Raw genomic sequence first — 23,241 nt, 5'->3', positions numbered from 1 at the left:
GGGTGCCTGGCTCCAGCTAAGGAGGGCAAGACGCTTGCTAGACTGGACCCTATGGGCCGCCTTAAATTCGCCCACCTGCACCAGCACACCCAGTTCTCCCTCCTGGACGGGGCGGCAAAGCTTTCTGACCTTCTTGAGTGGGTGAAAACGGTTTCCCCCGAGGACCCTGCCCTGGCCATGACCGACCATGGCAACCTCTTCGGGGCGGTGGAGTTCTACCAGAAGGCCACCGCCATGGGGATCAAGCCCATCATCGGCTACGAGGCTTACGTGGCCGCGGAAAGCCGCTTTGACCGCAAAAGGGGGAAGGGCCTGGACGGGGGGTACTTCCACCTCACCCTTCTTGCCAAGGACTTCAAGGGCTACCAGAACCTGGTGCGCCTAGCGACCCGGGCATACCTGGAAGGTTTTTACGAAAAACCCCGTATTGACCGGGAGATTCTCCGGGAGCATGCCGAGGGTCTTATCGCCCTTTCGGGGTGCCTGGGGGCGGAGATTCCTCAGTTCATCCTGCAGGACCGCTTGGACCTGGCGGAGGCCCGGCTGAACGAGTACCTCTCCATCTTTGGCGACCGCTTTTTCATAGAGATCCAGAACCACGGCCTGCCCGAGCAGAGAAAGGTTAACCAGGTCCTGAGGGAGTTTGCCCGGAAGTACGGCCTGGGGATGGTGGCCACCAACGACGGCCACTACGTGAGAAGGGAGGACGCCCGGGCCCACGAGGTGCTTCTCGCCATCCAGTCCAAGACCACCCTGGATGACCCCGAACGCTGGCGTTTCCCTTGCGACGAGTTTTACGTGAAGACCCCAGAGGAGATGCGGGCCATGCTCCCGGAGGAGGAGTGGGGCGACGAACCCTTTGACAACACGGTAGAGATCGCCCGTATGTGCAACGTGGACCTCCCTGTTGGGGACAAGATGGTCTACCGCATCCCCCGCTTTCCCCTTCCCGAGGGCAGGACCGAGGCCCAGTATCTTAGGGAGCTCACCTTCAAGGGGCTCCTTTCCCGGTATCCGGACCGCATCACCGAGGGGTTTTACCGGGAGGTCTTCCGCCTTCTGGGGAAGATACCGCCCCATGGGGACGGGGAAGCCCTGGCGGAGGCCTTGGCCCAGGTGGAAGGGGCAGCTTGGGAAGCCCTTCTGCCCAAGCTACCCCCGTTGGAGGGGGTTAGGGAGTGGACGGCGGAGGCCATCTTGCACCGGGCCCTCTACGAGCTTTCCGTGATCGAGCGGATGGGCTTTCCCGGCTACTTCCTCATCGTTCAGGACTACATCAACTGGGCCAGGCGGAACGGGATCTCCGTGGGACCAGGCCGGGGAAGCGCCGCCGGAAGCCTGGTGGCCTATGCCGTGGGCATTACCAACATCGACCCCTTGCGCTTCGGCCTCCTCTTTGAGCGCTTCCTGAACCCCGAACGGGTTTCCATGCCCGACATTGACACGGACTTCTCCGACCGGGAGCGGGACCGGGTGATCCAGTACGTGCGCGGGCGCTACGGGGAGGACAAGGTGGCCCAGATCGGCACCCTTGGCAGCCTGGCCTCCAAGGCAGCCCTCAAGGATGTGGCCCGGGTCTACGGCATCCCCCACAAGAAGGCGGAGGAGCTAGCCAAGCTGATCCCCGTGCAGTTCGGCAAGCCCAAGCCCCTGGCCGAGGCCGTAGAGCTGGTGCCGGAGCTAAAGGCCGAGATGGAAAAAGACCCCCGGGTGCGGGAGGTGATCGAGGTGGCCATGCGCCTCGAGGGCCTAAACCGCCATGCTTCTGTGCACGCCGCCGGGGTGGTGATCGCCGCCGAGCCCCTCACGGACTTGGTGCCCCTCATGCGGGACCAGGAGGGGCGGCCCGTGACCCAGTACGACATGGGGGCGGTGGAGGCCCTGGGGCTTTTGAAGATGGACTTCCTGGGCCTGCGCACCCTCACCTTCCTGGACGAGGCCAAGAAGATCGTGAAGGAGTCCAAGGGGGTGGAGTTGGACTACGACCGCTTGCCTTTGGACGACCCCAAGACCTTCGCCCTCTTGGCGCGGGGGGAGACCAAGGGGGTTTTCCAGCTGGAATCGGGAGGGATGACCGCCACGGTGCGGGGGCTTAAGCCCAGGCGCCTCGAGGACATCATCGCCTTGGTTTCCCTCTACCGCCCGGGGCCCATGGAGCACATCCCCACCTACATCCGCCGCCACCACGGCCAGGAGCCGGTGAGCTACGTGGAATTTCCCCATGCGGAGAAGTACCTGAGGCCCATCCTGGAGGAAACCTACGGCATCCCCGTCTACCAGGAGCAGATCATGCAGATCGCCTCCCAGGTGGCGGGCTACTCCCTGGGGGAGGCCGACCTTCTGAGGCGGGCCATGGGCAAGAAGAAGGTGGAGGAGATGCAAAAGCACCGGGAGCGCTTCGTGCGGGGGGCCAAGGAACGGGGCGTGCCCGAGGAGGAGGCCAACCGGCTTTTTGACATGCTGGAGGCCTTCGCCAACTATGGCTTCAACAAGTGCCTGCCGGGAAGGGCCCGGGTGCTGGACTACCGTACGGGAAAGCTTGTGCCCGTAGAGGCCATCGTCCGGGGGGAAGCGAAAGGGGTCTGGGTGGTTTCCTTGGACGAGAGCTCCCTGCGCCTGGTGCCAAGGCCGGTGGTGGCCGCCTTCGAAAGCGGCCGGGCCATGGTCTACCGTTTGCGCACCGCCACGGGACGGGTCCTGGAAGCCACGGCCAACCATCCCCTCTACACCCCAGAGGGTTGGCGGGAGTTGGGCGCCCTTCGCCCAGGGGACTTCGTGGCCCTGCCCAGGTACCTTCCCTACCAGCCTTCAGAGGACCTGAGGCCCCATGAGCTGGACCTTCTGGGCTTCGCCCTGAGCGAGGGGAACCTCCGCCATCCCTCCGGCTTTTACCTCTACACCTCCTCGGAGGAAGAGCTGGCTGCTATGGAGGAGGCCTTGTCGGGCTTTGCCAACACCCGCACCCGGGTGGTCTGGCGCCGGGGGGTAGCCCGTATCTACGTGGGCCGGCAGGACCGCAAGGCGCCTTCGGAGGCGGAAACCTTCTTGAGGGAGATGGGGCTTTTGGGGCTTTCCGCCAAGGACAAGCATCTTCCCGAAAGGGTCTTTGGCCTTTCCCAGGAAGGGGTGGCTCGGCTTCTTGGGCGCCTGTGGGTGGGGGATGGGGAAGTGGACGCCAAGGGTAGGCTCATCCATTACGCCACGGCCTCGGAGGCCCTTGCCCGGGGGGTCCAGCACCTGCTCCTCCGCCTGGGCTTGCAAAGCCGCCTGGTGGAGAAGCGCTTTCCCTATGGAGGGGGCCGGAAAGGATACGTGGTCTACCTCCTGGGGGGCCTCGAGGCGGCCCGGCGCTTTGGGGAGCTGGTGGGGCCTTACCTTCTTGGCAAGAGAAAGCGGGACCTGGAGGCTCTTCTTTCCTCCTGGAAGGAGGTGGGCCGGAGCACCAAGGACATCCTGCCTCTGGCCTTTCTCCCCTTGGTAAGGGATGCTTTGGCCCAGGCTTCCGGCGGTAGGGTGGGGGATTCTCTGGAGGCCCATGGCTTAGCCCAGGGTCTTTTGCGGCCCAGCAAGGGCCGCCTGGGGCTTTCCCGCGCCACCCTGGCGCGCCTTTCGGCCCTCACGGGAAGCCTGGCCCTGTTGCGCCTGGCCACGGCGGAGATCTACTGGGACCGGGTGGAGGCCATAGAGCCTCTTTGGGAGGAGGAGGTCTACGACCTCACCGTGGAGGGAACCCATACCTTCCTTGCCGAGGATGTGATCGTCCACAACTCCCACGCCGCTGCCTACAGCCTCCTTTCCTACCAGACCGCCTACGTGAAGGCCCACTACCCGGTGGAGTTCATGGCCGCCCTCCTCACCGTGGAGCGGCACGATTCCGACAAGGTGGCGGAGTACATCCGCGACGCCCGGGCCATGGGCATAGAGGTCCTTCCCCCCGACATCAACCGCTCGGGCTTTGACTTCAAGGTGGTGGGGGAGGAGATCCTCTTTGGCCTCTCCGCGGTGAAGAACGTGGGGGAAGGGGCAGCCCAAGCCATCCTGGCGGAAAGGGAGCGCCGTGGCCCCTTTAAGAGTCTCGGGGACTTCCTCAAGCGCCTGGACGAGAAGGTGGTGAACAAGCGCACCTTGGAGTCCCTCATCAAGGCGGGGGCCTTTGACGCCTTTGGGGACAGAGCCCGGTTGCTGGCGTCCTTGGACCCTCTCCTCCGGTGGGCGGCGGAAAGCCGGGAGCGGGAGCGATCCGGCATGATGGGCCTGTTCACCGAGGTGGAAGAGCCTCCCCTGGTGGAGGTTCCGCCCTTGGACGAGATCACCCGGCTCCGCTACGAGAAGGAGGCTTTGGGCATCTACGTTTCCGGCCACCCGGTGCTGCGCTACCCGGGCCTGAGGGAGGTGGCGAGCTGCACCCTGGAGGAGCTTTCCGACTTCATCCGGGGCCTTCCCCCAAGGCCCAGGGTGCTCCTCGCGGGCATGGTGGAGGAGGTGGTGCGCAAACCCACCCGCAGCGGGGGCATGATGGCCCGTTTTACCCTTTCCGACGAGACAGGGGCCCTCGAGGTGGTGGTTTTCGGCCGGGCTTACGAAGGGGTTTCCCCCAAGCTCAAGGAGGACACCCCCCTCCTGGTCCTGGCGGAGGTGGAGCGGGAGGAGGGGGGGCTTAGGGTCATGGCCCAGGCTGCCTGGACCTATGAGGAGGTGGCCGAGGCCCCCAAGGCCCTGGAGGTGGAGGTGGACCACGCCCTCTTGGACGAGGCGGGCGTGGCCCTCCTCAAAAGCCTCTTGGACGAATACCCTGGAACTCTTCCCCTTTACCTCAGGGTGCAGGGGCCCTTTGGAGAGGCCATCCTCTCCTTGCGGGAGACCCGGGTGGGGGAAGAGGTCCTGGGGGCTCTCGAGGCCGAGGGCTTTCGCGCCTACCTGATCCCGGATCGGGAGGCCTTCCTCCAGGGGAACGGTGGGGGTGGGCCCAAGGAGGAGGTGGTGCCCTTTTAGAAAAGAAAGGAGGCTGGGCCTAGGCCCAGTCTCCTTTGCCCCTTTACCGGGGCCCCCAACCTGGCAAAGCCAGGTTGGGGTGGGTGGAATTAGAAGTCCATGTCGCCGCCGCCCGTGGTGGCGGGGGTGGACTCCTTCTTCTCGGGCTTCTCCGCCACCACCGCCTCGGTGGTGAGGATGAGGGAGCCGATGGAGGCAGCGTTCTGCAGGGCAGAGCGGGTCACCTTGGCGGGGTCCACGATGCCCGCTTCCACCATGTCCACGTACTCCCCGGTGGCGGCGTTGAAGCCCAGGCGGAGGTTCTTGGTCTCGGAGAGGATCTTCTGGACCACCACGGAGCCCTCGTAACCCGCGTTCTCCGCGATCTGACGAGCAGGCTCCTCCAGGGCCCGCCGCACGATCTTGGCCCCGGTGGCCTCGTCCCCGTCCAGCTTCTTAAGGAGCTCGTCCACGGCGCTGATGGCCCTGAGGAGCGCCACACCGCCGCCCGGGACGATGCCCTCCTCCACCGCGGCCCGGGTGGCGTTCAGGGCGTCCTCAAAGCGGTGCTTCTTCTCCTTGAGCTCGGTTTCGGTGGCGGCCCCCACCCGGATCACCGCCACACCCCCCGCCAGCTTGGCCAGGCGCTCCTGGAGCTTCTCCTTGGCGTACTCGCTGTCCGTGGTCTCCAGCTCCTTCTTGATGCCGTTGATGCGGGCCTCGATGTCCTCCTTCTTGCCCTTGCCGCCCACGATGGTGGTCTCGTCCTTGGTGATCCGCACCCTTTCGGCCCGGCCCAGCATGGAGAGGGTGGCGTTCTCCAGCTTGAAGCCAAGCTCCTCGGAGATGACGGTACCACCGGTGACGGCGGCGATATCCTTCAGCATCTCCTTGCGGCGATCACCGAAGCCGGGAGCCTTCACCGCAGCCACGTTCAGGGTGCCCCGGAGCTTGTTGACCACCAGGGTGGCCAGGGCCTCGCCCTCCACGTCCTCGGCGATCAGGAGGAGGGGCTTACCCGTCTGGGCCACCTGCTCCAGGATGGGGAGGAGTTCGCGCACGTTGGAGACCTTCTTCTCCACGATGAGGATGAAGGCGTCCTCGAGGACCGCCTCCATGGCGTCGGGGTTGGTGATGAAGTAGGGGGAGATGTACCCCTTGTCAAACTGGTACCCCTCCACGAACTTCAGCTCGGTCTCCAGGCTCTTGGACTCCTCGACGGTGATGATCCCCTCCTTCCCCACCTTCTCCATGGCGTCGGCGATCAGCTTGCCCACGTCAGGGTCGTTGGCGGAGATGGTGGCCACCTCCTCGATGGCCTTGCGGTCCTCCACGGGGATGGCCAAGGAGCGGATCTTCTCCACCGCCGCCTCCACCGCCTTCTCGATGCCCCGCTTGAGGGCCAGGGGGTTGGCGCCAGCGGCCACGTTCTTCAGGCCCTCCCGCACGATGGCCTGGGCCAAGACGGTGGCGGTGGTGGTACCGTCACCGGCCACGTCGTTGGTCTTGGAGGCCACCTCCTTGAGGAGCTGGGCCCCGATGTTCTCCAGGTGGTTCTCCAGCTCGATCTCCTTGGCCACCGTCACCCCGTCCTTGGTGATGGTGGGGGAGCCGAACTTCTTCTCCAGGACCACGTTCCGGCCCCGGGGGCCCAGGGTTACCTTCACCGCATCGGCTACCGCATTCACGCCGCGCTCCAAGGCCCGGCGGGCTGCTTCGTCAAACACCAGGATCTTCGCCATACCTCACCTCCCTTACTGCAGAACCGCCAAAAGGTCGCGCTCGGAGAGGATCACGTACTCCTCGCCGTCGATCTCGATCTCAGTGCCGCCGTACTTGGCGAAGACCACGATGTCCCCCTCCTTGACCTCGAGGGGCACCTTCTGCCCGTTGTCCAGGATGCGGCCCGAGCCCACCGCGATCACCTTGCCCTTCTGGGGCTTCTCCTTGGCGGTGTCGGGGAGCACGATGCCGCCCTTGGTCTTGGGCTCCTCCTCAATCCGTTTCACCACAACCCTGTCGCCTAGGGGCTTGATCACCGTCTTCACCTCCGCAGCCATATTCACTCCCTCCTTTGACGCTCAAAGGGCGAGAGTGTCAAACCAAGGGTTATTATTTTGCCCCCGCGTGTTCCTGTCAAGGGGGTTGAGGGGGGTTTTATAAGGTGAGGGGCTGGTGGCCCCGCACCACCTTCAGCTCGAGGCCATGGGCCAGGAGGAGGCCCCGCATAGCCAGGGCTCGCTCCAGGCCCGGGGTCTTGCCCAAGGCCAGCCGGCCCTTTTCCCCTGGGTAAAGGAAGTAACCCTCGGGGAGGAGGAGGAGAACTCCCTGCCGGGCTTGGGCGCTTCCCTTTAAGGCCGCCTTGAGGAAGGCTTGTTCCGCCGCCTGGGTGATGAGGAAGAAGGTGCTTCCAGGAGGGGCCTTGGGCGGGAGGGCGGGGGTTTGGGTGGGCTCTAGGCGGGCCAGAAGCGAGAGGGCCCTCACCAGGTGGCCCCTTCCCCGTCCCAAAGGCAGGACCTCTCCTGCGGAAAGGCCATAGGAAACCCCGCTTTTCTCCGCCAGGAGAAGGAGCCAGGCGGCAAGGCTCGCCCCATGGTCCAGGTAGGCGGGGTGGAGGCTTTGGGTGTCCAGGTGAAGGAAGAGGCTTCCCAGAAGGCTTTTTTCCACTTCCCGCACGATGGGGCGGCCCTGGCGGAGGCTTGCCGGCTTGGCCAGAAGGCGCAGGGAATCCCCGGGCTGGTAGGGGCGGAGGCCCTTGGCCTCGAGGGGATCGGGAAGGCCGAAGGGCTCGGTTTTGCCCTCCAGGAAGAAGCTGGGGGCGGGCTCAAAGGGCGGTAGGGGCCGCAAGGCGGGGTAGACCAAGACCCTCCCCGCCTCCAGGCTGAGAAGCCTCTCCCCCAGGCCCAGGGGGCTGGTGAAGCGTAGGGTAAGGCGGAGGGTATGCTCTCCCCGCCGGCGGTAGCGGCAGGAAAGAGGCAGGGCCAACCGGATCTTCCCCCAGGCCATCCCGGAAAGGCCCCGGGGTTCCAAGCCCAAGGGGGCCGAGGGGAGGTTTTCCAGGCGGAAGAAAAGGGGAAGGGGAGCCCAGACCTCCACCGCCACCTGCCCAAGCCGCACCTGCCCGGGGAAGCCTGGAGCCAGGTCCGGGGTTTGCACCCGGATCCGGGCCAATCGGGGTGCCCGCCAAAGGGCGAGGAGGAGAAGGAGGGATAGAAGGCCCAAAACCCCTTCCATGACGTCCTTCCCTAGGCCCTTTCCACCGGGGCGGGGACCGCCTTGAGGGCTTCCGCCACCAGCCCTTCCGGGCTGGCTCCGGAAAGCTCCGCCTCCAGCCGTAGGAGAAGGCGGTGGGGGATGGCGGCCCGGAAGGCCTCCTTGATGTCCTCGGGCACGGTGAAGGTCCGTCCCTGCAAGAGGGCCAGGGCCTGGGCCAGGCGCTCCACCTGCAAAAGAGCCCTGGGGGAGGGGCCAAGCCGCACCTCCTCCCGGCTCCTGAGCCAGCCCGCCAAGGCCAGGAGGTAGTCCAGCACCTCCTCGGCCACCCGCACCCGGCGCACCTCCTGGCGAAGGGCCAGGATCTCCTCCCCTTGGGTGACCGCCTCCAGGCCCTCTAGGGGTTCCCTCTCCTTCAGGGCCTGGAGGAGGGCCTTTTCGTCGGGGTAGCCCAGGGATAGCCGGGCGGTGAACCGGTCCCGCTGGGCCACGGGCAGGGGGTACGTGCCCTCCTCCTCCACGGGGTTTTGCGTGGCCAGGACGAAAAAGGGCTCGGGCAAAGGATGGGTTTTCCCCTCCAGGGTCACCTGGCCTTCCCCCATGGCCTCGAGGAGGGCGGACTGGGTCCTGGGGGTGGCCCGGTTGAGCTCGTCCACCAAGAGCACCTGGGCGAAGACGGGTCCCTTCTGCCAAAGGAGGCTTCCTTCCCGGTAGAGGTAGACGCCGGTGAGGTCCTGGGGCAGGAGGTCGGGGGTCATCTGGATGCGGCTAAAGGAAAGGCCCAGGACCCGGGCCAAGGCCTTGGCGAAGGTGGTCTTCCCCGTGCCGGGCACGTCCTCCAGAAGAAGGTGCCCCCCGGAAAGCAGGGTGGCCAGGGAAAGCCTGAGGGTTTCCTCCCTCAGGAGGACCCGGCCCGAAAGGGCCCTTTGGATGCGGGCGAGGAACATAGCCTAAGGATATCCCCCAAGAGGGCTTCCGCCCTTTCCGCTTCCTCCTCCCCGGTCCTTCCCCCGTAGCGCACGGGCAGGTAAAGCCGGGTGAGTTCCGAAAGGGGCTCCCTTAATCCTGGGAGCAAAGGGGAAACCCTCTCCAGGTACTCCAGGGGCCCCTCGGAGGCCAGGCGGGGAAGGCCCAGGGCCTTTAGGGCTTTAAGGGCCTGGAAATAGGCCCGCCGGACCCGGTCTTGGGGAGGGGTTTCTTGAAAGCGCTTAGAGCTCCTGGCCGGTACGCCCTGGGCGGCCTCCTGCTCTTCCCGGTCCCGGTGGCGCCAAACCAGGAAGGCCAGGAGGGAGAGAAGCCCCAGGGTGAAAAGGGCGGAAAGCCCCGCCACGGCCATGCCCACCTCGCCTAACCGCCTGGGTCCTGGTACGGCCTCTTTTAGGCCGCTCTCCTGGGAAGGGGTGGGCATGGGGGCTGAGGGGCTGGTTCCCCATGCGCTTTCCCCACCCCCCAGGGTGCCCAGGTAGAGGAGGAAAAGGACCCCGGCCAAAAGGGCCAGCAAGAGGGGCAAGAGGTGAAGCCCCCGGTAGGGAAGCCTCTCCCCCCGGCCCAAAAGGGGCAGAAGCGCCAGGAGGAGAAGAAGGAGGGCCAGGGGCTGGGCATGGGCCAAGGCCCGGTTGAGGAAGGCCACCCAGGGGGAAAACCCCTCCTCGGGGGCTTGGTAGGCTGCTTCCTCTCCCGGCTGGGATTTCGCTTCCGGGGACGCCTGAAGGCTAGGGGGAGCCAAGGCGGGTAGGGGAAGGGCGGGAAGGCGGGGGGGAAGAAAGGCCAGGCCTGCCAGCAAAAGGCCCAGGATCCCTGGGATCCATAGGGTGGAAGGGGGAGTCCAAAACCGTTCCCCCCGTTCCTGGGCCCGCCCATGGGCCTCCTCCAGAAGGTTGACTCCGTGCAGGAGGCCCAGGAGGAAGAGGCCCCATGGCCCAAGCCCAAGGGCCAAGGGGAGGAGGAAGAGGCTGGAAAGGGGCCTGGCCTTGGCGGCCAGGAAAAAGCCGTAGAGGAGGAGAAGCCCAGAGGTCAGGGCCCATCCCTGGAGCCAGGTGGGGAAAGGGAGGGTAAAGGCATGGAGGAGGCCGGGAAGGAAGGCTCCCCATAGGAAGGCACCGGGGTAGAACCGCTTGCCCAGGTGGAGGAGGAGGATTCCCAGGGCCGAGGGGAGCGCCCACACGGGCAGGGAAAGAAAAAGCCCCAGGGCCAGCAAGGGGGTGAGGGGCAACCTCATCCTCCGCCCCTTTGGCGCAGGGCCTCGTAGAGGAGGAGGGCAGCGCTCACGGAAACGTTGAGGCTATCCGCCACCCCCCGCATGGGGATGCGCACCCTCACCCCCGCCCGGGCCAGCCAGGCCTCGGAAAGGCCTTCGTCCTCGGTTCCCAGGAGGAAGGCCACCCCCCTTTGGTAGTTCTCTTCCCAGTAAACCTTCTCCCCCCTGGGGGTGGCGGCCACCAAAAGAAGCCCTTTTTCCTCCAGGAAACGGGCGGCTTCCTCCTCGGCCACGGGGAAGACGGGCAGGGAGAAGACCACCCCCGTGGAGTTCCGGATCACCTGGGGGCTATAAAGGTCCACCCCTTCCGCCACCAGAACCAGATCCACCCCTGCCCCATCCGCCGAGCGCAGAATGGCCCCCAGGTTGCCGGGTTTTTCCAGACCCAGGAGGACCAGGACCAGGGGGTTTTGCGGGAGCCGGACCTCCCTTAGGGTTTTGTGGGGCAGGCGGAAGACCCCGATGACGGGAGGCGGGTTCTCCCTTACGGAAACCCGCTCCATCGCCTCCTGGGAAAGCTCCAGGGTAGGGGCCGATCCCGCCAGGGCCTGGTCCTCCGGGGTGGCCTTGGGGCCGAGGAGGAGGGTTTCTAACAGGAGGCCAGCCCTTAGGGCCCTTTCCACCTCCCGCCGGCCTTCCACCAGGAAAAGGCCAGTCCTTTCCCGCTCCCTTCGTTCCTTCAGGGCGGCCAAGGCCTTCACCTTGGGGTTAGCGGGGCTTTGAATGCGCATGGCGGTTCCTCGGTTCGGGGTTTCCCCCGAGGCGCACTTCAAAGCGGGCGATCCGGGGTCCGGAAAGCTCCAGGGAAACCTCTTCCACCTGGGGCAGTTCCTCCAGAAGCCGGGAAAGCCTGAGGACGATTTCCTGGTAGGGGGCGGGGTCGAGGGGACCCGAAAGATCCGGGCTTTGCCCGTGGCTTAGGGGCCTTACCAGCTCCTGGGCGTCCTTCTGGGTGAGGGGGGAAAGCCGCTGGCCCAGCACCTGGTCCCCCAGGGGGGTGGGCAGGACCAGGGTGAGGACGGGGCCGAAGAGGGGGTGGGGTTTGGCGGTGAGCTTGAGGGAAAGCCCTTCCCCCTTCCCCAAGGGCAGGCCGAAGCACTCCAAGAGGGCGGCCCCCTCCGCCTGGCTCAGGGTCTTTTTCCCTTCTAGGAGCTTCCTCGCCTCCTCCAGGCGCAGGTCGGGGAAGTCGGGGAAGTGGAGGGGCTCTTCCCGCCAGGCCTTGTAAGCCCAGGCCCGGCTCAAGGCGATGGCCGCGGATTCGGGGAAGCGGTAGAGGGCCACCTGGCCCATAACCCGGGCCCGCACCCCAGGGGAGCCCATCACGCAGGCCAAAAGGAGCTTGTTCCCTTCTGCCTTCTCCAAAAGAGCCAGGAACTCCTCCTCGCTGGTAAAGCCCATGGGCACGAAGAGGAGAAACACGCTTCCCGCCTCGCCTTCCAGGGCTTCTTCCAGGGCGCGGGCGAACTCCTCCGCCTTGGCGGTGGAGCCCAGGTCCACGTGCTCCACGAAAAGCCCTCCTTCCCTTAGGGCCTCGAGGGCCAGGTTGGAGGGGCCGGAGGCGTTGGAGATAAGGCGCACCCGGTTGTTTTCCGGAAGGCGCCCCAGGGCCAGAAGGGCGGCCACGTCAAAGGCTTCCTCCAGGCTGTTGGCCCGGATCACCCCGGCCTGGGCGAAGAGGGTGCGCACCAAGGGATCCCGGGAAGGATGCACCGCCAGGATGGGCTTTTTCTTGCCGATCCTACGGGCTAGGCGGGAGAAGCGCCGGGGGTTGCCAAAGCTCTCCAGGTAAAGGAGGATCACCCGGGTTCGCTCGTCCTCTTCCCAGAACTGCAAAAGGTCGTTGGAGGAGATGTCCGCCTTGGCCCCCAAGGAGACGAAGGAGGAGATGCCCAGTCCCATACCCTCCGCGTAGGCCATCACCGCCCGGCCCAGGGTGCCGGACTGGCTGGAGATGGCCAGGGGTCCGGGTTTGGGGAGGGGGGCCAGGCCCGCCGCCAGGCGCACCTCGGGGTGGGTATGGACCAGGCCCAAAGAACCCGGGCCCAGAAGGCGCATCCCCAGGCGCCTGGCCTTGTCGGCTAGCTCTTTGGCCTCTTGGTCCTGGAAGCCGGTGGTGAGGACCACGCTGGCTCGCACCCCTCGTCTTCCCGAGGCCTCGAGGGCCTCCCAAACCCTCTCCTTGGGCACGGCAATCACCGCCAGGTCCACGGGGCCGGGGATGCTCTCCACCCTGGGGTAGGCGAGAAGGGGCCCTACCGTACCCCCTTCCTTGCCGATGGCCTCGTTCACCGGGTAGACGGGGCCTTGGAAGCGGCCAAAGATGAGGTTTTCCAGGGCCCGGTAGCCGATGCTTTCCGGGTCGCGGCTTGCCCCCACCACCGCCACGCCCCGGGGAAAGAAGAAGGGATGGAGGCTCGCGAGGGTGGAAACCTTTTCCCGCCACTCAAACCGCTCCGCCGCCCTCTCCTCCAGGAGGATTTCAAACTCCACCTCCACCTCGCCGCTATCCCTGCGGGCCCGCACCTGGAAGCCGCTTTCCATGAAGACGTTGAGCATTTTCTGGTTCTCCGCCAAGACGAAGGCCTGAAACCGCCTTACCCCCCGCTTGGCGGCGATCAAGGCCAGGCGCTCCAGAAGGAGGGTGCCTAGGCCCTTGCCTTGGAAGGCGTCGTCCACCAGAAAGGCCACCTCGGCGGTGTCCTCCCCCTTCAGGCGCACGTACTCCCCTGTGGCCACCATCCTGGGGGGGTCTCCCGCCAGGACCATGAGGGTTACCTTCTCCTCCTCGGGTTTGGCGGAAAGGAGGAGCTCCGCCGCCTTCTCCGGGGAGATGGGGGAGAAGAAGCGCATGCGCAGGGACTCCGGGGATAGCCGCCTCAGGAACTCCACGAAGAGGGGAAGGTCCTTGGGGCCAGCCCGCCTCAGGAAGGCGGTGCGCCCGTCCTTAAGGAGGATGGGACCCTCCTCGAGGCCATGCTGAGGCATGGGTGGGGGCACGTAGCCCATGCCTTTAGCCTACATCCGGGTAGCATGGGAGTATGCTGCGGCTGGATACCCGCTTCCTCCCGGATTTCCCCCAGGCTTTTAAGGAGCACGGGCCCCTCCTTCTTCAGGCCCGGGAGGCCCTTTTGGCCAAGCGGAAGGATCCCCAAAACATGCTGGGTTGGATGGACCTCCCCGAGGACACGGAAACCCTGAGGCGGATCCGCCGCTACCGGGAGGCCAACCCCTGGGTGGAGGACTTCGTCCTTCTAGGCATCGGGGGAAGCGTCTTGGGGCCTAAGGCCCTGGAGAGTGCCTTCAACGAAAGCGGCGTGCGCTTCCACTACGTGGACCACGTGGAGCCGGAGCCCGTGCTTCGGCTCCTTCGGGGCCTAGACCCCCGGAAGACCCTGGTGAACGCGGTTTCCAAGTCAGGGGCCACCGCGGAAACCCTGGCCGCTCTTCTGGTTTTTCTGAACTGGCTTCGGGAGAACCTGGGGGAGGACTGGCGGCGGCATCTGGTTCTCACCACCGACCCCAGGCGGGGGGCGCTAAGGGCCTTGGCGGAAAAGGAGGGCCTCGAGGCCTTTTCCATTCCCGAAAACGTGGGAGGGCGCTTCTCCGTGCTCTCCCCGGTGGGGCTCCTTCCCTTGGCCTTTGCCGGAATGGACTTGGAGGCCCTCCTCATGGGGGCGAGGAAGGCGAACGAGCTGGCCCTGGCCCCGCTGGAGGAAAACCTGCCTCTGCAAACCGCCTTCCTCCAGCACCTCCACCGTCACCTTCCCATCACGGTCTTTATGGTGTACTCGGAGAGGCTGAAATACCTTCCCGCCTGGTTTGTCCAGCTCCACGACGAGTCCTTGGGCAAGCGGGATGGGGAGGGCAACCGGGTGGGCACCACCGCCGTGCCCGCCCTGGGTCCCCAGGACCAGCACGCCCAGGTGCAGCTCTTCCGGGAAGGTCCCTTGGATAAGCTTATCGTTCTGGTGGTTCCGGAAAGGGCCACGGAGGACCTTCTCCTGCCCCAGGTGGAAGGCCTCGAGGGGGAGGCAGGTTACCTCTTCGGCAAAGGCTTGTTCCAGCTCTTGAAGGCCGAGGCCGAGGCCACCTACCAGGCCCTGGCCGAGGGGGGACAGAGGGTCTATACCCTTTACCTCTCGGAGGTTTCTCCCTATGCCGTGGGCTGGCTCTTGCAGCACCTCATGTGGCAAACCGCTTTCCTAGGGGAACTTTGGAGGGTGAATGCCTTTGACCAGCCCGGGGTGGAGCTGGGCAAGCGGTTAACCTTTGCCCTTCTTGGGCGTCCCGGGTATAGCTCCTAACCTTGGAAGCGTGGAAATAAGTGTATGATGCCCTAGGCATAGGGGGGTCTCTATGGACCAACTGGAGCCTTTGGGCATCAAACCGAGGAAACAGGTTTTCTGGAACACCGCTTCTCCCATTTTAGTGGAGCACACCCTGGCCCGGGGGGAGGGGATTCTAGCCCACAAGGGGTCCTTGGTGGTGGACACCACCCCTTATACCGGGAGAAGCCCCCGCGACAAGTTCGTGGTGCGGGAGCCGGGGATAGAGGAGGAGATCTGGTGGGGTGAGGTGAACCAGCCCTTCGCCCCGGAGGCCTTCCAGGCCCTTTTGGAAAGGGTGGCCGCTTACCTTTCTGAGCGCGACCTCTACGTTCAGGACCTGTATGCGGGAGCCGATAAACGCCACCGCCTGGCGGTCCGGGTGGTGACGGAAAGCCCCTGGCACGCCCTCTTTGCCCGCAACATGTTCATCCTTCCGCGCCGTTTCCCCGAGGACGATGAGGTGGAGCCTTTCGCTCCTGGCTTCACCGTGATCCACGCCCCTTACTTCTTGGCCGACCCCAGTCGGGATGGAACCCGGAGCGAGGTGTTCGTGGGCATCAGCTTCCAGAGAAAGCTCGTCCTCATCGTGGGTACCAGGTACGCCGGGGAGATCAAGAAGAGCATCTTCACCGTGATGAACTACCTCATGCCCAAACAGGGAGTCTTCCCCATGCACGCCTCGGCCAACGTGGGGAAGGAGGGGGATGTGGCTATCTTCTTCGGTCTTTCCGGAACGGGCAAGACCACTCTTTCCACCGATCCGGAGAGGCCTCTGATCGGCGACGACGAGCACGGCTGGAGCGAGGAGGGAGTCTTCAACTTTGAAGGGGGATGCTACGCCAAGGTCATCCGCCTCTCCCCGGAGCACGAACCTCTCATCTATAAAGCCTCCAACCAGTTTGAGGCCATCCTGGAGAACGTGGTGGTCAATCCGGAAAGCCGCCGGGTGGAATGGGATGACGACACCAAGACCGAGAACACCCGGGCCTCCTATCCCCTGACCCATCTGGAGAACGTGGTGGAGTCCGGCATGGCTGGGCACCCCAGGGCCATCTTCTTCCTCTCCGCCGATGCCTACGGGGTCCTGCCCCCTATCGCCCGCCTCTCTCCCGAGGAGGCCATGTACTACTTCCTCTCGGGCTACACCGCCCGGGTGGCGGGCACGGAAAGGGGTGTCACCGAGCCCAAGGCCACCTTCTCCGCCTGCTTCGGGGCGCCCTTTCTTCCCCTCCATCCCGGGGTCTACGCCAGGATGCTGGGGGAGAAGATCAAGAAGCATGGCCCCAGGGTGTACCTGGTGAATACCGGCTGGACCGGGGGACCTTACGGGGTGGGCCGGCGCTTTCCCCTGCCCGTGACCCGGGCCCTTTTGCAGGCGGCGCTGAGCGGGGCCCTCGAGGGGGTTCCCTACCGCAAGGATCCCGTCTTCGGTTTTGAGGTGCCCCTGGAGGTCCCCGGGGTGCCCAAGGAGCTTTTAGACCCGCGGGAAACCTGGGAGGACAAGGAGGCCTACGATCGTCAGGCCAGGAAGCTTGCCACCTTGTTCCGGGAAAACTTCCAGAAGTACGCGGACGGGGTGGAGGAAGCCATACGCCGGGCAGGGCCAAAGGTAGGGTAGCCCTTATCCTTTGTGGAGCTGAGCAAAAGCCCCAGCCCCTTGCCAAGTAGGGCCAGGGGGTATTAGTCTCCTTGGGTGGCAGGTAATGGAAGGGACAAATGTACTTCACCCCTGGACGAGGTCTTCTGGCAGAATGGTAAGCACTACCGTCTGGGGGGCGGGTTTGCCATGAGTCAAGCTTGGTTTGGCCGCTACGCCTGGGGGGTCCTGGGATGGAACATCCTGGTGGCCCTCTGGGGGGCTTACGTGCGGGCCACCGGGTCCGGAGCGGGGTGCGGCTCCCACTGGCCCACCTGCAACGGGGAGGTTATCCCCAGAAGCCCCCAGGTGGAAACCCTCATTGAGTTCACCCACCGGGCCACCTCGGGCCTGGCCTTTCTCGCCGTGCTCTTCCTTTTCCTTTGGGCCTTCCGGTTGTTCCCCAAGGGCCATTCTGTGCGCTTCGGGGCAGGGTTGTCCCTCTTTTTCATGATCCTTGAGAGCTTGGTAGGGGCTTCCCTGGTCCTTTTTGGTTGGGTGGCGGACAATGTGAGCCCCGAGCGGGCTGTGGTGCAGATGGTGCACCTGGCCAACACCTATTTCCTCCTGGCCTCCCTGGTCCTCACCGCCTGGTGGGCCTCTGGGGGGGCTCCCTTGCGCCTTAGGGGGCAAGGTGCGGTGGGGGCAGCCTTGCTCCTGGGGCTTCTCGCCTTGCTCTTCCTGGGGATGAGCGGGGCGGTGACCGCTTTGGGCGATCTTCTTTTCCCCGTGCGGAACACCCTCGAGGCCCTGGAGCGCTCCCTGACCCCAGGCGAGCACTTCCTGGTGCGCCTCAGGGTGCTTCACCCCCTCATCGCCGTGAGCGTGGGGCTTTATGTGGTTTTTGCTGGCTACCTGGTGGCCCATCTGCGGCCTTCCTCCCATACCCGCCGCTTCGCCCATGCCCTCGCATACCTCTATGGAGTGCAGCTTCTCGTGGGCCTGGTGAACGTGTGGCTCAAGGCCCCGGTCTGGATGCAGATCCTGCACCTTCTGTTGGCCTACGCCGTGTGGCTTCTTTTCATCCTGCTTTCGGCGGCGGCGTTGGTCCAGGGGGCTAGGCGGGTGGAGCTGGGGGAGGGTACGGAGGCGGGGCAGGTGCACCGGGGCACTGGGGGAGCCACCTGGAAGGACTACCTGGCCCTCACCAAACCCCGGGTGATCAGCCTCCTTCTCTTCACCACCCTTTTGGCCATGCTCATCGCCGCCAAGGGCTGGCCTGGCACGGGCCTCTTCCTGGTGGTGGCCCTGGGAGGCTACATGATGGCGGGAGCGGCCAACGCCATCAACATGGTGGTGGACCGGGACATCGACGCCCGCATGCGCCGCACCGCCAAGCGTCCCACCGTGACCCAGCGCATTTCCAGCCGGGATGCCCTTCTCTTCGCCTTTGGCCTTGCCCTTTCTGCCTTCCTTCTCCTCTGGTGGGGGGCGAACCTCCTTTCCGCCACCCTGGCCCTCATGGGCCTTGTCTGGTACGTGCTGGTCTACACCCTCTACCTGAAACGCCGCACGTGGCAAAACATCGTCATCGGTGGGGCGGCGGGAGCCTTTCCCCCCCTGGTGGGCTGGGCGGCGGTGACGGGCGAGCTAAGCCTCTTCGCCTGGTACCTCTTTGCCCTCATCTTCTTCTGGACCCCGGTGCACTTCTGGGCCTTGGCCCTCATGATCCAGGACGACTACCGGGCCGTGGGGGTGCCCATGCTGCCCGTGGTGTTGGGGGAAAGGGTGACGGTGATGCAGATCGCCCTTTATGCCGTGCTCACTGCCTTGATTTCCCTCATGCCCCTCCTTTTGGGGGAACTCGGCCTGGTTTACTTCTTCTTGAGCCTCGCCCTTAATGCTTTGCTTATCCTTAAGAGCCTTGCCCTCTACCGCCAGCCCGAGCGGAGGACGGCGGTTTCGCTGTATAAATACTCCATGCTCTACCTGGCCCTCTTGTTCGCGGCCATGGCGGTGGATCGGGTGCTTTAGGGAGGGAAGCGGATGAGAAGAGTTGTAGCGACGCTCAGTCTCTTAGGTTTGGCCCTGGCCCAGGAGGCCCACCGGGTGGCCATCACCCACCCCGTCTCCCCCTTCAACCGGGAGACCAACTTCCTCCTGATCTGGGTCCTGGTTTTCTCCGTTCTCATCTTTGGGGTAGTGGCTGGATCCTTGGCCTACATTACTTGGAAGTTCCGAGCCAAACCCGGTCAGGAAGGGGAGCCACCTCAGATCCACGGCAACGACCGGCTGGAGGTGGTCTGGACGGTGATTCCCATTCTCATCATTTTCGTTCTCTTCGGCTTGACGGCCCGGAGCCTCATCCAGGTGAACCAGCTTCCCACCGGAGCTTTAAGGGTTGAGGTGACAGGTTACCAGTTCTGGTGGGACTTCAACTACCCTGAGCTGGGCTTCCGCACCTCCAACGAGCTCATCCTGCCCGCGGGGGTTCCCGTGGTGCTGGAGATCACCTCCAAGGACGTGATCCACTCCTTCTGGGTGCCGGGCCTTGCAGGAAAAAGGGACGCCATTCCGGGACAAAAGACCCTTCTCTCCTTTACACCGGAAAAGCCCGGGAACTACTACGGCTTCTGTGCCGAGCTCTGCGGGGCCAGCCACGCCCGGATGCTCTTCCGGGTCCTGGTGGTGCCCAAGGAGGCCTTTGACCGCTTCGTAGCGGAGGCCAAGGCGCCGCCCCCCGTGGCCGACGTCCGGGGAAGGCAGGTCTTCCAGCAGAACTGCGCCGCCTGCCACGGCGTGGCGCGGTCCGTGCCGCCGGCGGTCACCGGGCCGGAGCTTGGGCTTCTCGGCAACCGCACGAGCCTGGGGGCGGGGATCGTGGACTACACCCCCGAGAATATGAAGGCCTGGATCAAAGATCCTGCGGCCATGAAGCCTGGGGTCAAGATGCCGGGCTTCCCCCAGCTTTCCGAGGAGGACCTGAACGCTTTGGTCCGCTACCTGGATGGGCTTAAGGTGGAGGGTTTTGACTTCAAGGCGTTGCCTAAGTTCTAAGGAGGTATGGGCAGATGGCCATCGCAACCAAGCCAAAAGCCGGTTTCTGGGCGATCCTTTGGGATCTCCTGACCACGGTAGACCATAAGAAGATCGGGCTCTTGTACACGGCCACCGCCTTCTTCGCCTTCGCTTTGGCCGGGGTATTTTCCCTCCTGATCCGGGCGCAGCTGGCGGTGCCCAACAACAACCTCCTTACGGGGGAGCAGTACAACCAGATTCTCACCCTGCACGGGGCCACCATGCTCTTCTTCTTCATCATCCAGGCCGGGCTCACCGGCTTTGGGAACTTCGTGGTGCCCCTGATGCTAGGGGCCAGGGATGTGGCCCTGCCCCGGGTGAACGCCTTCAGCTACTGGGCTTTTCTGGGAGCCATCATCCTGGCCCTGATGAGCTACCTCTTCCCCGGTGGAGCTCCCAGCGTGGGCTGGACCTTCTACTACCCCTTCTCCGTGCAGTCGGGTAGCGGGGTGGACTTCTACATGGCCGCCATCCTGCTCCTGGGCTTCTCCAGCCTCTTGGGCAACGCTAACTTCATCGCCACCATCTACAACCTAAGGGCCCAGGGGATGAGCATGTGGAAGATGCCCATGTACGTGTGGAGCGTCTTCGCCGCCAGCGTTCTCAACCTCTTTGCCTTGGCGGGTCTTACTGCGGCTACCCTGCTGGTTCTCTTGGACCGCAAGGTGGGCCTTACCTGGTTTAATCCCGAGATCGGGGGTGACCCGATACTCTTTCAACAGTTCTTCTGGTTCTACTCTCACCCCACGGTGTATGTGATGCTCCTGCCTTACCTCGGCATCCTGGCGGAAGTAGCCTCTACCTTTGCCCGTAAGCCCCTTTTCGGCTACAAGCAAATGGTCTGGGCCCAGATGGGCATCGTGGTGCTGGGGACCATGGTCTGGGCCCACCACATGTTCACCGTGGGGGAGTCCACCATCTTCCAGATCGCCTTCGCCTTCTTCACCGCCCTCATCGCCGTGCCCACAGGGGTGAAGCTCTTCAACTTGATCGGCACCCTTTGGGGTGGGCACCTGCAGATGAAGACTCCCCTCCTTTGGGTGCTGGGCTTCATCTTCAACTTCCTCCTGGGTGGCATTACCGGGGTTATGCTCTCCATGGTCCCCCTGGACTACCACTTCCAGGACTCCTACTTCGTGGTGGCCCACTTCCACAACGTGCTGATGGCGGGCTCGGGCTTTGGGGCCTTCGCTGGTCTTTACTACTGGTGGCCCAAGATGACGGGCCGCATGTACGACGAGCGCCTGGGGCGGCTCCACTTCTGGCTCTTCCTGGTGGGCTACCTGACGGTCTTCCTACCCCAGTACGCCCTGGGCTTCCTGGGGATGCCCCGCCGGTACTACACCTACAATGCGGACATCGCCGGCTGGCCGGAGCTTAACCTGATCTCCACCATTGGGGCCTTCATCCTGGGCCTCGGGGGTCTGGTCTGGATCTACGTTATGTGGAAGAGCCTGCGCTCCGGGGAGAAGGCTCCGGATAACCCCTGGGGTGGCTACACCCTGGAGTGGCTCACCAGCTCCCCGCCCAAGGCCCATAACTTTGACGTGGTCCTGCCCAAGGACTTCCCCTCTGAGCGGCCTCTCTACGACTGGGCCAAGAAGGGGGTGGAGCTGAAGCCCGAAGACCCCAGCCACATCCACCTGCCCAATAGCTCCTTCTGGCCCTTTTACTCCGCCGCTACCCTCTTCGCCTTCTTCGTTTCCGTGGCAGCCTTGCCCGTGCCCAACGTGTGGATGTGGGTCTTCCTGGCCCTCTTCGCCTACGGCCTTATCCGCTGGGCCCTCGAGGACGAGTACAGCCACCCGGTGGAGCACCACACCCTTTCCGGCAAGTCCAACGCCTGGATGGGGATGGCCTGGTTCATGGTTTCGGAAGTGGGCCTCTTCGCCATCCTCATCGCCGGCTACCTCTACCTGCGCCTCACCGGGGCGGCGGTACCCCCGGAGGAACGGCCTGCCCTTTGGCTTGCCCTCCTCAACACCTTCTTCCTGGTGAGCTCCTCCTTCACCGTGCACTTTGCCCACCACGACCTGAGGCGTGGCCGGTTCAGCCCCTTCCGCTTTGGCCTTTTGGTCACCATCATCCTGGGTGTCCTCTTCTTCCTGGTGCAGTCCTACGAGTTCTACGAATTCCACCGCCACTCCAGCTGGCAGGAGAATCTGTGGACCGCCACCTTCTTCACCATCGTGGGCCTCCACGGCCTGCACGTGGTCATCGGGGGCTTTGGCCTGATCCTGGCCTACCTGCAAGCCCTAAGGGGTAAGGTCAGCCAGCACCACCACGGTACCCTCGAGGCGGCCAGCATGTACTGGCACCTGGTGGATGCGGTCTGGCTGGTAATCGTCACCATCTTCTACGTTTGGTAAGCCTCGAGGTGTTTCCCTACGGGAAAGCACGCTGGGCCTTAGCCCCCGCCCAAAAGGCGGGGGCTTTGCTATCTATGGGAAGGGATGCGCCTTTTGGTGGTGGATTTTGATTACTTTTTCCCCGTGCCCCAGGATCCCCAAGACCCTTTGGCTTTCCTTTACTCCTGGGCCCACTTTGAGACCCCCTACTACCTTGGGGAGGTCTGGGAGGAGCGGGCCTTGGCCTTCCTCCTAAGGGGGCTTCCCTTGCCCCAGGCCCGGGGATGGGAGGGATTCTGGGAGCGCTTTGCCTTCGCCCCGGAGGCCCGCCTTTACTATGCGGATTCCAACGCCTTGGCCTTCCATTCAGACGTGCACCAGGGAGTGCGGGAGGTAATGCTCTTTGATGCCCATCATGATGCGGGCTACCGCCCTTTGGGCGTGGAACCCGCCTGCGACGACTGGATGGTCTATTACGCCCGCCAAGGGGCCAGGCTTAGGGTTTTCTACCCTTCCTGGCGCGATCCTTCCCTGGAACCCGTGCCTGCGGTTCCCGTGGAGAGGGTCAAGGATCCTGGGGGGCCAGTGGAAGGGGTCTTCCACCGGGTGTTCCTCTGCCGCAGCGGGGCCTGGGTCCCCCCTTGGGCCGACGAAGGCTTTTTCGCCTTGTTGGAGGCGGCTCCCCTGCCCAAGGTGGCCCTGGAGGTGGTGGCGAGGAGGCCAGTGGACCTCGAGGGCCTAAGGCGCAGGGTGCGGGAGGAGGCTTTTGGGCTGGCCTTCCTGGAGCGGCTCAGGGGCTTGAGGTAGCTTTTGGGCTCAAGGCTTCCTGGGCCTCGAGCGCCGGCGCCAGAGGTACCAGGCCACACCCCCCACCAGGAGGAAGGGAACCGGGGCCATCACCAAAATCCCCCACCAGCCCGATCCCAGGTCGCTGGGGCGGGTTTCGGTGTGGTGGGCCAGGACCAGGCTAAGGGCCGCCAAGGAAGAAATGCCGCACCGTCGCCACATACTGCCCCTCGGGGAGCAAGATGGCCACCAGGGCCAGGAGGAGAAGGGGAGGCAAAAGGATGGCGTAGACCAGGCCCACACGCTCAAAGCGCAGGTGCATGAAGTAGGCCACGATAAGCCCCGCTTTGAGGAGGGCAAAGGCGGTGATGAGGAAGCGCCGTAAGCTCACGGGTTCCACCTTGAAGTAGTCCAGGAGGTAGGACAGGGTGCTGAGGAGAAAGAGGAGTCCCCAGACCGCTAGATAGGTACCGATGGGCTGGTGCTGTTCCCCCCGATGGATCTCCGTGCCGTGGTTCATGCTGCCTCCTAGAACAGGTAAAAGAAGGCAAAGATGAAAACCCAGACCAAATCCACGAAGTGCCAGTAAAGCCCTGCCACCTCCACCCCCACGGGTCGTGTCAAGAGTTATGTGTAAGAGTCTGTGTACGGGGGGCATACCGCTCCTGAAGCATCTTCTCCAGC

Annotated in this window: 17 protein-coding genes; 7 read left to right on the top strand and 10 right to left on the bottom strand. The window is 64.5% G+C overall.

The features are described from left to right. Window positions 1–51: 51 nt before the first annotated feature. Window positions 52–4,992, top strand: a complete 4,941-nt coding sequence (gene dnaE, locus G584_RS0104730; RefSeq protein ID WP_028493582.1) for a DNA polymerase III subunit alpha — start codon at window positions 52–54, stop codon at window positions 4,990–4,992. An 89-nt stretch (window positions 4,993–5,081) separates the two neighbouring features. On the opposite strand, the gene groL is transcribed toward dnaE, so the two are convergent. From groL to G584_RS0104695, 7 genes are all read right to left on the bottom strand, one after another. Continuing rightward, window positions 5,082–6,713, bottom strand: coding sequence for a chaperonin GroEL (gene groL, locus G584_RS0104725; RefSeq protein ID WP_028493581.1), 1,632 nt, complete (start codon window positions 6,711–6,713; stop codon window positions 5,082–5,084). 12 nt (window positions 6,714–6,725) lie between these two features. Continuing rightward, window positions 6,726–7,031 carry a co-chaperone GroES gene (gene groES, locus G584_RS0104720; RefSeq protein ID WP_015716023.1) on the bottom strand — a complete coding sequence of 102 codons (306 nt, stop codon included), beginning with the start codon at window positions 7,029–7,031 and terminating at the stop codon, window positions 6,726–6,728. A gap of 97 nt (window positions 7,032–7,128) precedes the next feature. After that, a complete protein-coding gene (locus G584_RS0104715; RefSeq protein WP_083964861.1) occupies window positions 7,129–8,205 on the bottom strand; it encodes a DUF58 domain-containing protein in 1,077 nt (358 codons plus the stop codon). Between the two features lie 11 nt (window positions 8,206–8,216). Beyond that, window positions 8,217–9,131: an AAA family ATPase gene (locus G584_RS0104710; RefSeq protein WP_015716025.1), complete on the bottom strand. Its 915-nt coding sequence runs from the start codon at window positions 9,129–9,131 to the stop codon at window positions 8,217–8,219. Beyond that, a complete protein-coding gene (locus G584_RS0104705) occupies window positions 9,083–10,402 on the bottom strand; it encodes a DUF4129 domain-containing protein (RefSeq protein ID WP_028493579.1) in 1,320 nt (439 codons plus the stop codon). Before G584_RS0104705 ends, G584_RS0104710 begins: the two co-directional genes overlap by 49 nt. Then, window positions 10,399–11,172 carry a TrmH family RNA methyltransferase gene (locus G584_RS0104700; RefSeq protein WP_028493578.1) on the bottom strand — a complete coding sequence of 258 codons (774 nt, stop codon included), beginning with the start codon at window positions 11,170–11,172 and terminating at the stop codon, window positions 10,399–10,401. Before G584_RS0104700 ends, G584_RS0104705 begins: the two co-directional genes overlap by 4 nt. After that, a complete protein-coding gene (locus G584_RS0104695) occupies window positions 11,150–13,447 on the bottom strand; it encodes a GNAT family N-acetyltransferase (protein ID WP_028493577.1) in 2,298 nt (765 codons plus the stop codon). Before G584_RS0104695 ends, G584_RS0104700 begins: the two co-directional genes overlap by 23 nt. Before the next feature lie 32 nt (window positions 13,448–13,479). Here G584_RS0104695 and pgi point away from each other — a divergent pair, with 32 nt between their 5' ends. The 6 genes from pgi to G584_RS0104665 all read left to right on the top strand — a co-directional run bounded on the left by pgi (window position 13,480) and on the right by G584_RS0104665 (window position 22,578). Further along, a complete protein-coding gene (gene pgi, locus G584_RS0104690; protein ID WP_028493576.1) occupies window positions 13,480–14,745 on the top strand; it encodes a glucose-6-phosphate isomerase in 1,266 nt (421 codons plus the stop codon). Window positions 14,746–14,797: 52 nt separating this feature from the next. Continuing rightward, the gene (gene pckA / locus G584_RS0104685; RefSeq protein ID WP_028493575.1) at window positions 14,798–16,387 is read left to right on the top strand and encodes a phosphoenolpyruvate carboxykinase (ATP); all 1,590 of its coding nucleotides are present in this window, start codon (window positions 14,798–14,800) and stop codon (window positions 16,385–16,387) included. A gap of 168 nt (window positions 16,388–16,555) precedes the next feature. Further along, complete coding sequence (locus G584_RS0104680) at window positions 16,556–18,379, top strand: heme o synthase (protein WP_028493574.1); 1,824 nt, start codon at window positions 16,556–16,558, stop codon at window positions 18,377–18,379. A gap of 12 nt (window positions 18,380–18,391) precedes the next feature. Continuing rightward, window positions 18,392–19,402, top strand: coding sequence for a cytochrome c oxidase subunit II (coxB, locus tag G584_RS0104675; RefSeq protein WP_028493573.1), 1,011 nt, complete (start codon window positions 18,392–18,394; stop codon window positions 19,400–19,402). A 14-nt stretch (window positions 19,403–19,416) separates the two neighbouring features. Further along, window positions 19,417–21,792, top strand: coding sequence for a cytochrome c oxidase subunit I (ctaD, locus tag G584_RS0104670; RefSeq protein ID WP_028493572.1), 2,376 nt, complete (start codon window positions 19,417–19,419; stop codon window positions 21,790–21,792). Between the two features lie 84 nt (window positions 21,793–21,876). Then, on the top strand, window positions 21,877–22,578 hold the full coding sequence (locus G584_RS0104665) for a hypothetical protein (RefSeq protein WP_028493571.1): 702 nt from the start codon (window positions 21,877–21,879) through the stop codon (window positions 22,576–22,578). A gap of 9 nt (window positions 22,579–22,587) precedes the next feature. Here G584_RS0104665 and G584_RS12635 read toward each other — a convergent pair whose 3' ends face one another. The 3 genes from G584_RS12635 to G584_RS12630 are packed head-to-tail and all read right to left on the bottom strand — an operon-like array spanning window position 22,588 to window position 23,181. Beyond that, the gene (locus G584_RS12635) at window positions 22,588–22,752 is read right to left on the bottom strand and encodes a hypothetical protein (protein ID WP_157626378.1); all 165 of its coding nucleotides are present in this window, start codon (window positions 22,750–22,752) and stop codon (window positions 22,588–22,590) included. Then, entirely contained in the window at window positions 22,739–23,077 is a 339-nt protein-coding gene (locus tag G584_RS0104655) for a cytochrome C oxidase subunit IV family protein (RefSeq protein WP_028493570.1), read from the bottom strand. The genes G584_RS12635 and G584_RS0104655 overlap by 14 nt, the downstream gene beginning before the upstream one ends. Before the next feature lie 8 nt (window positions 23,078–23,085). Beyond that, on the bottom strand, window positions 23,086–23,181 hold the full coding sequence (locus G584_RS12630; protein WP_245563314.1) for a cytochrome c oxidase subunit 3: 96 nt from the start codon (window positions 23,179–23,181) through the stop codon (window positions 23,086–23,088). Between the last annotated feature and the right edge of the window lie 60 nt (window positions 23,182–23,241).

Origin of the sequence: Thermus antranikianii DSM 12462 (assembly GCF_000423905.1) — a bacterium.
In the GTDB taxonomy this organism is placed as follows: Bacteria; Deinococcota; Deinococci; order Deinococcales; family Thermaceae; genus Thermus; species Thermus antranikianii.
This window is presented reverse-complemented; position numbering and strand designations above follow the sequence as displayed.

Bases quoted from the DNA above. Each gene is read 5' to 3' on its own strand.
- G584_RS0104655 (WP_028493570.1), bottom strand. From the start codon at position 23,077: ATGAACCACGGCACGGAGATCCATCGGGGGGAACAGCACCAGCCCATC.
- ctaD (WP_028493572.1), top strand. From the start codon at position 19,417: ATGGCCATCGCAACCAAGCCAAAAGCCGGTTTCTGGGCGATCCTTTGG.
- coxB (WP_028493573.1), top strand. From the start codon at position 18,392: ATGAGAAGAGTTGTAGCGACGCTCAGTCTCTTAGGTTTGGCCCTGGCC.
- groES (WP_015716023.1), bottom strand. From the start codon at position 7,031: ATGGCTGCGGAGGTGAAGACGGTGATCAAGCCCCTAGGCGACAGGGTT.
- pckA (WP_028493575.1), top strand. From the start codon at position 14,798: ATGGACCAACTGGAGCCTTTGGGCATCAAACCGAGGAAACAGGTTTTC.
- G584_RS0104695 (WP_028493577.1), bottom strand. From the start codon at position 13,447: ATGGGCTACGTGCCCCCACCCATGCCTCAGCATGGCCTCGAGGAGGGT.
- G584_RS0104665 (WP_028493571.1), top strand. From the start codon at position 21,877: ATGCGCCTTTTGGTGGTGGATTTTGATTACTTTTTCCCCGTGCCCCAG.
- G584_RS0104680 (WP_028493574.1), top strand. From the start codon at position 16,556: ATGAGTCAAGCTTGGTTTGGCCGCTACGCCTGGGGGGTCCTGGGATGG.
- G584_RS0104710 (WP_015716025.1), bottom strand. From the start codon at position 9,131: ATGTTCCTCGCCCGCATCCAAAGGGCCCTTTCGGGCCGGGTCCTCCTG.
- G584_RS0104715 (WP_083964861.1), bottom strand. From the start codon at position 8,205: ATGGAAGGGGTTTTGGGCCTTCTATCCCTCCTTCTCCTCCTCGCCCTT.
- G584_RS0104700 (WP_028493578.1), bottom strand. From the start codon at position 11,172: ATGCGCATTCAAAGCCCCGCTAACCCCAAGGTGAAGGCCTTGGCCGCC.
- groL (WP_028493581.1), bottom strand. From the start codon at position 6,713: ATGGCGAAGATCCTGGTGTTTGACGAAGCAGCCCGCCGGGCCTTGGAG.
- dnaE (WP_028493582.1), top strand. From the start codon at position 52: ATGGGCCGCCTTAAATTCGCCCACCTGCACCAGCACACCCAGTTCTCC.
- G584_RS0104705 (WP_028493579.1), bottom strand. From the start codon at position 10,402: ATGAGGTTGCCCCTCACCCCCTTGCTGGCCCTGGGGCTTTTTCTTTCC.
- pgi (WP_028493576.1), top strand. From the start codon at position 13,480: ATGCTGCGGCTGGATACCCGCTTCCTCCCGGATTTCCCCCAGGCTTTT.